Raw genomic sequence first — 10,999 nt, 5'->3', positions numbered from 1 at the left:
GGCGTGGTGCAATCAGGCCGCCCGATGAAGCAGGAACCCGGTACTGCGCGAGCAGCTATCACCCAGTAATGGGAATCCCCCTCCTGTGACGCGAAGCGCTAAGGTGGGGGAGGATGTCAAGCTCAGCTTCAGCTCGCGCACATAGTGAGCCACCGTCTAGCCGTCTCATGCAGGAATACCCGTTGCAACTGCCAGCGAGACCAGCAGCTCTGCCGGGCCAGCGCCTCCAGGGAGAGCGGCTGATCCAGATTGGCATGGATGTAGTCGAGCACTCGCTCGATGCGGGTGAGGTGGGCGCGCGCCTCGGGTGCCGGCTCACGGAGTGGGTGGGGAGAAGTCGGTGTCATGATGCGCTTGAGACCACGCCAGCAGAGGGCGCTCTGGCCCGGGAGGGCCACATTAAACAGGGGTGTCGCGCCGACCGCAAGGCCGGCGCACCGCCTGGCTATTCATCCCGCCTCGCTCAGGGTAGACGGCTCTGGCCATGCTCGGCAAAGTGGCTGCGAAGGGCGCTGATCACCCGCCGCACCTTCTCCGGGATCTCCCGCTGGGGGGTGATGGCATGGATCTCCATGGGAGGGGCCAAAAAGCCCGGCAGCAGCACGAGCAATCGACCGGTGGCGATATCTTCTTCTATTTCACCTTCCGGTTGCAGCGAAATCCCCTGCCCTGCCAGGGTGAACTGGCGCAGGGGCAAGACGTTGTTGCACAGCACCCTGGGCTTGGGCTTGATCTTGTGGACCTCCCCCTTCTCGTCCAACAGCAGTATCCCACCCCCCAGCATGTCCGAGGCCAGCCAGTCGTGGGCCAGCAGATCCGCCGGGCTGCGCGGCGTGCCCTTGCGTGCCAGATAGGCGGGCGAGGCACACAGCAGCATCCGGGTCTGACCCAGTCTGCGCGCCACCAGGGTGGAATCTTCAAGCGTGCCGACCCGCAGCGCCACGTCGATGCGATCCTTGATGAGATCCCGCTTCTCGTCGTCGGCAATGATCTGGATGCCCAGGCCCGGGTGCGCCTGCAGCAGCGGCGAGAGCGCCCGCGCCAGGGGCTGGCCCGCCATCCCCACCGGCGCGGTGATCCGCACTTCTCCGAGCAGGCTGTCGCGCACCTCCGAGAGGCGCAGCTCGGTGTCGTTCAGGGTCTGCTGCAACGACTGGCAACCCTGCCACACCACTTCCCCCGCCTCGGTCAGGCTGAGGCGGCGGGTGGAGCGGTGCAGCAGGGGCAGGCCGAGCTGGCTCTCCAGTTGACTGATATGCTGGCTGACGGCAGACGGGGTCATGCCGAGGGCCTTGGCGGCGCCGGTCATGCTGCCCGCCTCCACCACGGCGGCGAAGATGGCGTAGCGTCTGAGCTGATCCATTATGAAGCCCTGCTTACAAGTGAATGCAATTTTAAGTGGATTATTAAATCACACTCGGGGGCGTAGGATAGCCCCATTCCCACAGTGAAGGAGAATTCCCATGAAGATTGCCCTCATCGGTGCCAGCGGTTTTGTCGGTTCAGCCATCCTCCAGGAGGCCGTCAGCCGCGGTCATCAGGTCACCGCCATCGTGCGTGACGTGAGCAAGGTCGCCGCTCACCCGCAAGTCACCACCGTGGCGGTGGACGCCCAGGACAGCCAGGCACTGGCCGGGGTGCTCAAGGGGCACGATCGGGTGATCAGTGCCTACAACCCGGGCTGGAGTGCCCCGGACATCTACGATCAGTACCTCAAGGGGGCCAGCGCCATCGTGGCCGCCGCCAACGACGCCGGGAGCTGGCTGCTGGTGGTCGGCGGTGCCGGCAGTCTGGAAATCGCCCCGGGCGTGCAGCTGGTGGACACCCCGGAGTTCCCGGCAGAGTGGAAGCAAGGGGCCCTCGCGGCCCGGGACGGTCTCACCGCCCTTCGCCGGGAAACCACCCTCGACTGGCGTTTCGTCTCCCCACCCGTGTTCCTCGAACCCGGCGAGAAGCGCGGCGGTTACCGCCTTGGCACGGATCAGGTGTTGTTCAGCGGCGAGCAGCCCGCGGGGATCACGGTCGGCGATCTGGCGGACGGGGTGCTGAACGAGGCGCAAGCACCGGCTCACCTGCGCCAGCGTTTCACCCTGGGTTATTGAGGAAAGGCGCGCCAGCAACCCTTCCCATGACAGTCACACGGAGGGAGGCGGATGCCTCCCTCCGCCTTTTCTCTCCCGCGTCTATCCCGTCACGCCAATGTCGCTCTCACCCGGTACGGCAGATCGCCGCCTGAGCCGCCCGTTGCTCGTTCCATTCGCTCAAGTCCGAATTACATTTCGAATTTTGTATATAACTAAGAATATTTTGTTGCTTCCACCTTATAACCTCGAACAGTAGCATCACCCTCAACCCAAACGGCGCCACTCAAGAAGAGTGCGCCCCGGTTTCGCAACACCCCGCACGCCGGGGCACGCAGACCCCGTTCACGGAAAGTGAGGAGATGCCCATGACCACCCCATCATTGCCGATCATCGATCTCGCCGCCCTCAAGGGCACCCCGGCTGCACGCAGCCGGATGCTGGCGCAGCTTGGCCAGGCCGCCCGCGAAGTGGGCTTTTTCTATCTGGTGGGCCATGATCTGAGCGAATCGGCGCGCCAGGAGACCCTGGCGCTCGCCGCCCGCTTCTTCGCCCTGCCACTTGAAGAAAAACTGGCGGTGCAGATGGTCCACTCCCCCCACTTTCGCGGCTACAACCAGGTGGGGGCAGAGCTCACCCGGGCACGGCCGGATCTGCGGGAGCAGTTCGATATCATGAACGAGGCCCAGGCCCTGCCTGTGGCGCACATTCGTGAACCCTGGCAGCGCCTCATCGGCCCCAACCAGTGGCCCGCCGCTCTGCCCGAGATGAAGACACGGCTGCTGGCATGGCAGGATCGACTGAGCGACATCACCCTCACCCTGCTGGACGCTTTCGCAGAGGTGCTGGGGCAGTCCGCCGGAGTATTTGATGAGAGCATTCGCGGTGCCCCCTACCAGCACATGAAGCTCATTCACTACCCCGGACAACCGGAAGGCAGCAGTGGTCAGGGGGTAGGTGCCCACAAGGATCCCGGCTACCTGACCCTGGTGATGCAGGACGATCACTCCGGGCTCGAGGTGGAGACGGCAGATGGCTGGATCCCCGCGCCCCCCCTGCCGGGCGCCCTGGTGGTCAACATCGGCGAGCTGCTGGAGCTCGCGTCCGACGGCTACCTCAAGGCCACCCTGCACCGGGTGGTGAGCCCCCCTCCCGGGGTATCGCGCCTCTCCTGCGCCTTCTTCATGGCGGCAAGGCTGGATGCGACTGTGCCACTGCTTAGCCTCTCCCCCGAGCTGGCGGCGCTGGCCGAAGGGCCCCAGAGCGATCCCGCCAACCCGCTCTTTTATCAGGTGGGGGAGAACGTGCTCAAGGGGAGGCTGCGCTCCCACCCGGATGTGGCGGCCCGCCACTATGCAGGCGAGCCGCAGCGCGAGCCAGCGCTAGCCTGACAACGCCGCCACACCACATTAGAAAAGGGGCGCGACGGCGCCCCGGATAACACAAGCAGTCGGGCAACAGCCTGGCAATGACGGAGTACAAAAATGAAATTCAAGACCATGAGCGTGCACAGCGGCCAGCGGATCGATCCCCAGACCGGCGCCCTCACCACCCCGCTCTACCAGAGCAGCACCTTCAGCTACTTCAACGCCCAGGCGGGCAAGGAGCGCTTCGCAGGTCAAGCCCCCGGCTTCATCTACAGCCGCTTTGGCAACCCTACCACCGCCGAGCTGGAGCAGAAGCTGGCAGCCCTCGAAGGTGCAGATGAGGCACTGGTGGTGGCCAGCGGCATGGCGGCGGTGAGTGCCATCATGTATGCCCTGGCCGACAGTGGTGATGAAGTGGCCTATATCGGCCCCCTCTACGGCGGCACCGATGCCTTCCTCAAGCAGACCTTCAGCCGCGCCGGCATCAAGATCACCGCCTACGAGAGCGATCAGGCGCTGCTGGCCAACATCCGCCCCGCCACCAAGGTGGTACTCTTTGAAACCCTGACCAACCCCACCCTCAAGGTGGTGGATCCGCGGGTGGTGGTGGAGGCGGCACGCAAGGTGGGTGCCATCACGGTGTGTGACAACACCTTCCTCACCCCCTATCTGCTGCGCCCGCTCGAGCTTGGCATCGACATCGTCATGCACAGCGGCACCAAGTACCTGGGCGGTCACGGCGACATCATCGCCGGGGTGGTGGCGGGCTCTCACGCGCTGATGAAGTCGATTCGCACCGTGGCCCTCAAGCACATCGGCTCCCCCATCGGCCCGCAGGAGGCCTACCTGCTGCAACGGGGGGTCAAGACCCTGCCCCTGCGCATGGATGCCCACCTGCACAACGCCCAGAAGGTGGCTGACTTCCTGGCCGCCCATCCGGCGGTGAAAAAGGTGATCTACCCGGGCCTTGCCAGCCATCCGGGCCACGATGCCCTCGGCGCCTTCGCCAGCGGCTTTGGCGGCATGGTGAGCATCGAGCTGGAAGGCGGGTTTGAGCGCTGCGCTACCCTGCTCGACAACCTGCAACTCTTCGTGCAGGCGGTGAGCCTCGGCGATCTCGAGAGCCTCGCCTGCCATCCGGCCAGCACCACCCACGCCGCCATGGACGAGGCGAGCCGCCTCGCCGCCGGGGTCAATGACGACCTCATCCGCTTCAGCATCGGGGTGGAAGATGCCGACGATCTGATTGCCGATCTGGCCGCCGCCCTGGCCCTCCTCTGATATCCAGTAGCGATCCGGGCGAGTGACGCAATAAAAAAAGGGAAGGCAATGCCTTCCCTTTCTCTTTTCTGCCCGGCGCCCTCATCAGGCGTCGTGGTAATCCTGGCAGGCGCTCAGGGTGTTCTCCATCAGGCTGGCGACCGTCATGGGGCCCACGCCCCCCGGTACCGGCGTGATGAAGGCGGCGTGATTACGCGCGGTCTCATACTCCACATCTCCCACCAGGGAGCCGTCCGCAAGGCGGTTGATGCCCACGTCGATCACCAGGGCACCGGGTTTGACCCACTCCCCCGGAATGAAGTTGGGCTTGCCCACCGCCACGACCAGCAAGTCGGCCCGGCGCACCTGGGTCTCCAGATCCTGGGTGAAGCGGTGACAGGTGGTGGTGGTGCAACCGGCCAGCAGCAGCTCCAGCGTCATGGGACGCCCCACGATGTTGGAAGCCCCGACCACCACCGCATGCAGACCGTGGGTCTTGACGCCGGTGGTCTCGATCAGGGTCATGATCCCCTTGGGTGTGCAGGGTCGCAGCGCCGGGATGCGCTGGGCCAGACGACCCACGTTGTAGGGATGGAAGCCATCAACGTCCTTGTCGGGACGAATGCGCTCCAGCACCTGGGTGGTATCGCAGTGGGCCGGCAAGGGCAACTGCACCAGGATGCCGTCCACTTCAGGATCCTCGTTGAGCTGGTCGATCAGGGACAGCAGCTCCGCTTGTGTCGCCGTGGCGCTGAGGTCATAAGAGCGGGAGACAAATCCCACCTCTTCACAAGCGCGACGTTTGCTGCCCACATAGACTTGGGAGGCCGGATCCAGCCCCACCAGGATCACCGCCAGACCCGGTGCCCGTTTCCCCTGCGCCAACCGCTGTTGGACTTGCGCGGCGACCTGATTGCGAATCGTTTGCGCAACCTGTTTTCCATCAATGATTTTGGCAGACATCGTTCTTCACTCACCATGTGTTCAACTGCGGCGCATTGTCGCATTTTTTTGGCGCGGGTGTTAGCGGCTCTCGCAGGGAGGGCAATAAGTAGGCACTTGAATTTACTGGCGGAAAAAGTCGTTGACGCTGACTTTGGCGCTTGGGTATGATGCCCGCCCGTTGTCCAGTGGTGCCGCCGAAGGTATGCTGGATGGCGAATTTTCGGTGATTAGCGCAGCCCGGTAGCGCATCTGGTTTGGGACCAGAGGGTCAAAGGTTCGAATCCTTTATCACCGACCAGGTTCATCGGGAAATCCCCGGATTTCTTGATACAACGCGCCCTTAGCTCAGTCGGATAGAGCAACGGCCTTCTAAGCCGTGGGTCGCAGGTTCGAATCCTGCAGGGCGCGCCATTTAAAATGTGTTTTAAATCATTGAGTTATTGATGAAGAGTGTGACTTATCGTCCATTCGGCAGATTATCTCAGGATGACCTTGGCCAGGCCTTGGCAGACACAAAATGGCGATGATTTCAGTGGTGGTTGTAGCTCAGTTGGTAGAGTCCCGGATTGTGATTCCGGTTGTCGTGGGTTCGAGCCCCATCAGCCACCCCATTATTTCTCTGTTGTTGCTATCTGTTGCGTAAGAAAGGCTTTAATATGGCCAGCAACTCATCTGCAAGGCAGACTTCGCGCTATTTATGCGCGGCGATAAACCGGCCCCGCGCCAGTTTTTTTGTTTTAGCGAACAAAATAACGCCTATGGAGGCGGCCTATGTCTCTTCGTAATCCAGCTCGCAAGCAGCCCGCTCGCCAGCCCTCCCCCACGACGGGTAACCCCGCCCTCGATCTCTTCCACCGCAACTGGCAAGCGCTCGAAAAGCTACAGGCAAAAATCGACAAGCAAACCCTCAACGGCCGCGATATCTATCAGCGCTTCACCAGCGACATCGAACCCCTTGAGCGTCAACAATGCGAGCTCATCTTTGCCCTCACCAAGCGACTGACCGACTTTACGGCTCGCAAGAGCTTTACCCAGTGGCAACGGGAGACCTTGCACCACTGGATCCACGATCTCATCAACTATCTCGAGTCCAATCCGTTTCGTGGCGAGATGGATTTGGCCCCCCTCTATCACCAAATCCAAACCAATACCGCCCTGCACATGGATGACGAACAGCTCGACTATCAGTGTGATGAACTTACCCATATGCTGATGGAAACTTGTGGTCACTGCCCCGAAGACATCGACACCTTGCGCGATATGGTCAAAAACCCCGCTCTGTTGCACGAGTACCTGATAAACGCGGCGAAGCAGAAAATGGCCAACGGGAGTGACACCGCTGGTGAGGAAGAGGATGCCCTCTTCGACGATGATGAGTTGTTTGCCGATGAGTCCCCCTTCGGCGCTGAGCAGCAAGATGCTTTTGCCCACACGCGCACCCGTCGTGAGCAAGAGGAAGAGATGCGCATCGAACAGCTGTTCAGCAAATCCAGCCTCAAGCAGCTCTATCGCAAGCTCGCCCTGGCGCTGCACCCGGATCGGGAACCCGACCCCGCCATGCAGGCGGAAAAGACCCGCATCATGGGCCAACTCAGTCAGGCTTGGGAAAACAAAGAGATGTTCACCCTGTTACAGCTGGCCCACGCTCACCTACCCGAGTTCGATAACCTGCTCAGTGACGAGAACCTCGCTTACCTCAACCCGATGCTGAAACGCCAGCTACGCGAGCTCGAAGTCAGCTACTACGGCGGGCAAGACGGGCTAATGGGCGCGGTGCTGCACAAATTCAAGCAATCATCCAAGAAAAAGACCGAGCAGGCCTTTGCCGAACATCGGGACTATTTGCTGCGTGATATCGATCACCTGACTGCCCAGCTGGCCGAGATCACCACCCTGCAGACCCTCAAACCCTATCTGGCGGCCCGCTGGGATCAGCAGCAAATAAGGTGGCGTGAGGAAGAGGACGATATGGAATGGCTGTTTCGGTAACGGCCAGCGCTGACCGACCATCTCCCCAAACAATCAAGGCGCCACTGGCGCCTTGATTGCTTTCACGCTGCTGGTTTTTACACTGATCGTGCTATCGGATAGCCAGCCTTAAATCAGGGTCACCTGACGCGCTTTGCCATCAGGCGCCAGCGCCTGTTCCTCATCGTGGATAGTTGTGAAGGGCTCAGGGGAAATGGCGGCTGCCGATGCGATTTTGCGCTGCTGATATTGGGCCAGACGCAAGTCCAGCAGCTCTTGCACCATGCGATGCAGAGGATCGATATCCTCCTCACTCACCGCGAAGCGTGGGCAGAAGCGATCCTCCCTTACCTCGAACCAGTACTCCCCCTTGGCGCCTGGATTGCCGCCACTGCTGAACTTGATCGGATTGCTCTTCCAGTAACTGAGCCAAGCCGGGCTGTCGGCGCTCAGGGCTTGCTGCTTGGCCGGCAGATCGAGACGGGCCAGCTCGGGATGCCGCTCGAACAGGTAACGGGAGTGGCTGGCCAGCGCTGCCAAGGTGGGTGGCTCACGCAGACCGTCGAGTTCGAGCAAGGCCAATAGCAGGATCAACTTGAAGCTCTTGTTGAGCACGGTGTTCTCCACCCCCGCACGCAGAAAGTCGCCGTGCCGGTTCAGCACGCGCAGCTCCTCCTCCCCCAGATCGCCCGCTTGGGCGAGCAGCTCAAACCAGCCCCCCTGTTTTTGGGTATCGAAACGCAGTTGCTCACCCAGCCGGGCAACCCAGGTTTGCCGCGCAGTGGGACGATAACCGAGGTACTCCTTGAGGATCTGATAGGTCTCAAGCAGAGTCGGTTGCTGCTGCCTTTTTAACAGCGCTAGCAACGGAAGCAGCTTGGGATCCAGATTGATAAAACAACCTGCCGCCAGCGTCATCGCCCCGTTTGCGTGCGTTGGCGAGTAGGTCAATTGCGTTTGCAGCAGCTGAGGCTTGTAGAGACACGCCTTGTGATTGCCCACCAGATCGATCACCACCAGGCGTTCTTTGCCTTGATAGAGGCGCAAGCCCCGCCCCAACTGTTGCAGGAACACGATGCGCGACTCGGTGGGACGCAGCATCAGCACGGTATCGATGGCGGGCAAGTCGGTGCCTTCGTTGAACAAATCTACCGAGAAGATGATATCGAGCTCGGCGGCGGCCAATTGCTCCTGGGCGGCTTGTCGCCCCTGACGGGAGCCCGCATAGACGGCTACCGCCCGCACTCCGGCTTGCTGGAAGACGCTGGCCATAAAATCGGCATGACGGGTCGAGATGCAGAAGGCCAGCGTGCGCTGCTGGCGTAAACGTCGCCACTGGCTAAGGGCGTGCTGAGCCCGCTTCTGACTGGCGAAGGCACTCTCCAGCGCATGGGGGTAAAACTGACCGTTGCGCCAAGGCAGCGCGGCATAGTCGATAGTGTCATCCAAAATGCCGTGATAGGTGAGCGGCACCAGCATCTTCTGCTCGATGGCGAGGGCCAGCCCCCGTTCAAAGACGAGATTGTTGTCGCACAGCGCCAGAATATCGGCCTGATCGGTGCGGTCAGGGGTCGCGGTCAGCCCGAGCAGGAAGCGGGGCTTGAAGTGGTTTAGCAAGCGCCGGTAGGAGGGTGAGGCGGCATGATGAAACTCATCGACCACCACGTAATCGAAGTGATCCGGTGCAAAGCGCAGCAGATGCTGACTCTTGCCCAGGGTCTGGATGGAGGCAAACAGCCAGTCGGCCTCATCCTGCTGCTGACCATGATAGAGGCCCGAATTTGCCCGCGGCACCATGTGCAAGAAGGTCTGGCGCGCTTGGGTCAGGATCTCCTCCCGATGGGCAACAAACAGCAGGCGGGCCGCCTGCATCTGGCGCACATCAAAAGCCGCGAGCAAAGTCTTGCCAAGGCCGGTCGCCATGACCACCACACCCCGTTTATGCCCCTGTGCCCGCGCGGCTTGCAGCGCCATCAGCGCCTCTTGCTGCACGCTGTTGGGGATGGGGGCTTCACGCAGCTGCTCAGCGCTGCTGCGATGATCCCCAGTGAGCACCCGCAACTCCCGCAGCGCGCTCTGCCGATAGCGAGCGAGGTAGCCATCGATCCAGTCGTGGGTAAGGGGCACGACCCGCGCGTCTTGCGCCAGCCGATCGATTTGAGCCGCGAGCTGACGCAGGCTGTGATGCGGCTCGCTGGGTCCGCTCGGCTCAGCCCTGAGCGACCAGTTCCACTCCAGCGACTCGGTAAGGGCGGCGGCAGAGATATTGCTGGAGCCGAGAAACGCCTGACCACCGAGCACCGCTGGCGACCCTTCCTGGCCAACTTGCTGGCCTAGGTACTGGGCTGCGTGCTGGACAAACAGATAGGACTTGAGGTGAAAACCGCGATTGCCCTGACTCTGGTAGATCAGCGCGCAAGAGCGAGCGGGATCAAATTTGAGCAACTCGCGCAGCGCCACCGGCTGGGTCACCTCCAGATAGTCCGAGGTGATCACCCGAAGCCGTGCTCCTCGCGCCAGCGCCTCGTGCAGGGCACCGCGCAACAACACCAGCCCGCTTTGGCGAATAAAGGAGACACACAACTCAATGCGGCTACCCTCGCCACAACGGGCGATGGCGTCCAGCAGATGTGGCAACAGGGGATCGTTGAACTCCGGATCCCCCGCCTCTCCCCCGCTGATGAGCACGGGTGCACTCATGACCCGACCTTGCGCACGATGGCGTTAAGCCAACACTCCTGCTCGCGGCCGGGGCGTCGATCCGCAGTCTGCCAGATCTCGACCTCGCTCAGCGGCAACGGCGTTATCAGGGCTTGCAGCCCCGCCTCATCCAACTGGGTGAAGGCTCGGCCATCGCGCTCGGTCTCGTCTACCCCATATTTGAACGAGCAATAGAGCAGACCACCGTCGGCGAGTTGCTGGCACAGATGGACCATTACGGCATCCAATTCGGCACGGGGAACATGCAGCAGACTGGCACAGGCCCAGATGGCATCGACCGGCGCGGGAGCCACGAACTGATCGAAACGGCACAGTTGCACCGGCTGACCAAGCAGGCGCTCGGCGCGCAGGGCCAGCTCCGCGCTGGCATCGAACGCAGTGACCTGAAAGCCCTGCTCTCGGAAGTAGAGACTGTCCCGACCAGAGCCGCAGCCCGCATCGACGATATGAGCGCCGGGAGCGAGCAGAGGCAGGAAGCGCTGGTAAAGCGGCTGCATATCGACCGACAGCGTGCCTTCGACGAAGCTATCGGCGTGTCATGTACAGAACCTTAAGCGGCAAGCGAATTAATAATACCGTCTAACGTGTTGTTTTGCTTGGATTTTCTCTGCCTACTCTTTTTGCCGTTTTTGGATAAATACACCATTGCCCACTCCA

At 61.8% G+C, this 10,999-nt stretch carries 8 protein-coding genes, 3 tRNA genes and 1 pseudogene; 7 read left to right on the top strand and 5 right to left on the bottom strand.

All coding sequences use genetic code 11. The features are described 5' to 3' along the window. Positions 1 to 90: 90 nt before the first annotated feature. Positions 91 to 347: pseudogene (locus ACNPAA_RS19890) on the bottom strand (AraC family transcriptional regulator); the annotation flags it as partial. 116 nt (positions 348 to 463) lie between these two features. After that, entirely contained in the window at positions 464 to 1,363 is a 900-nt protein-coding gene (locus ACNPAA_RS19885; protein WP_113979016.1) for a LysR family transcriptional regulator, read from the bottom strand. Positions 1,364 to 1,463: 100 nt separating this feature from the next. Between ACNPAA_RS19885 and ACNPAA_RS19880 the strand changes: the two genes are divergently transcribed. The 3 genes from ACNPAA_RS19880 (at position 1,464) to ACNPAA_RS19870 (ending at position 4,729) form a co-directional block, all read left to right on the top strand. Further along, entirely contained in the window at positions 1,464 to 2,102 is a 639-nt protein-coding gene (locus ACNPAA_RS19880) for an NAD(P)-dependent oxidoreductase (RefSeq protein ID WP_113979017.1), read from the top strand. Positions 2,103 to 2,449: 347 nt separating this feature from the next. Beyond that, positions 2,450 to 3,472: an isopenicillin N synthase family dioxygenase gene (locus ACNPAA_RS19875; protein ID WP_128343611.1), complete on the top strand. Its 1,023-nt coding sequence runs from the start codon at positions 2,450 to 2,452 to the stop codon at positions 3,470 to 3,472. A 93-nt stretch (positions 3,473 to 3,565) separates the two neighbouring features. Beyond that, on the top strand, positions 3,566 to 4,729 hold the full coding sequence (locus ACNPAA_RS19870) for a trans-sulfuration enzyme family protein (protein WP_113979021.1): 1,164 nt from the start codon (positions 3,566 to 3,568) through the stop codon (positions 4,727 to 4,729). An 84-nt stretch (positions 4,730 to 4,813) separates the two neighbouring features. Here ACNPAA_RS19870 and folD read toward each other — a convergent pair whose 3' ends face one another. After that, a complete protein-coding gene (folD, locus tag ACNPAA_RS19865) occupies positions 4,814 to 5,671 on the bottom strand; it encodes a bifunctional methylenetetrahydrofolate dehydrogenase/methenyltetrahydrofolate cyclohydrolase FolD (RefSeq protein WP_010674955.1) in 858 nt (285 codons plus the stop codon). A 203-nt stretch (positions 5,672 to 5,874) separates the two neighbouring features. Between folD and ACNPAA_RS19860 the strand changes: the two genes are divergently transcribed. The 4 genes from ACNPAA_RS19860 (at position 5,875) to ACNPAA_RS19845 (ending at position 7,642) form a co-directional block, all read left to right on the top strand. After that, a tRNA-Pro gene (locus tag ACNPAA_RS19860) sits at positions 5,875 to 5,951 on the top strand. Between the two features lie 36 nt (positions 5,952 to 5,987). Continuing rightward, positions 5,988 to 6,064 (top strand) — tRNA-Arg (locus ACNPAA_RS19855). 124 nt (positions 6,065 to 6,188) lie between these two features. Continuing rightward, a tRNA-His gene (locus tag ACNPAA_RS19850) sits at positions 6,189 to 6,264 on the top strand. 160 nt (positions 6,265 to 6,424) lie between these two features. Then, positions 6,425 to 7,642 carry a J domain-containing protein gene (locus ACNPAA_RS19845; protein ID WP_041211539.1) on the top strand — a complete coding sequence of 406 codons (1,218 nt, stop codon included), beginning with the start codon at positions 6,425 to 6,427 and terminating at the stop codon, positions 7,640 to 7,642. Between the two features lie 108 nt (positions 7,643 to 7,750). On the opposite strand, the gene ACNPAA_RS19840 is transcribed toward ACNPAA_RS19845, so the two are convergent. After that, positions 7,751 to 10,321, bottom strand: coding sequence for a DEAD/DEAH box helicase family protein (locus ACNPAA_RS19840; RefSeq protein WP_417891966.1), 2,571 nt, complete (start codon positions 10,319 to 10,321; stop codon positions 7,751 to 7,753). Beyond that, positions 10,318 to 10,839 (bottom strand): class I SAM-dependent methyltransferase, encoded by a 522-nt coding sequence (locus ACNPAA_RS19835; protein ID WP_244081164.1) that lies wholly within the window; start codon positions 10,837 to 10,839, stop codon positions 10,318 to 10,320. Before ACNPAA_RS19835 ends, ACNPAA_RS19840 begins: the two co-directional genes overlap by 4 nt. Between the last annotated feature and the right edge of the window lie 160 nt (positions 10,840 to 10,999).

Origin of the sequence: Aeromonas sp. PS2Canimalfood6 (genome assembly GCF_048276795.1) — a bacterium.
Taxonomy (GTDB): Bacteria; Pseudomonadota; Gammaproteobacteria; order Enterobacterales; family Aeromonadaceae; genus Aeromonas; species Aeromonas caviae.
The sequence above is the reverse complement of the archived record's forward strand: the minus strand, read 5'-3'. Positions and strand labels throughout refer to the sequence as shown.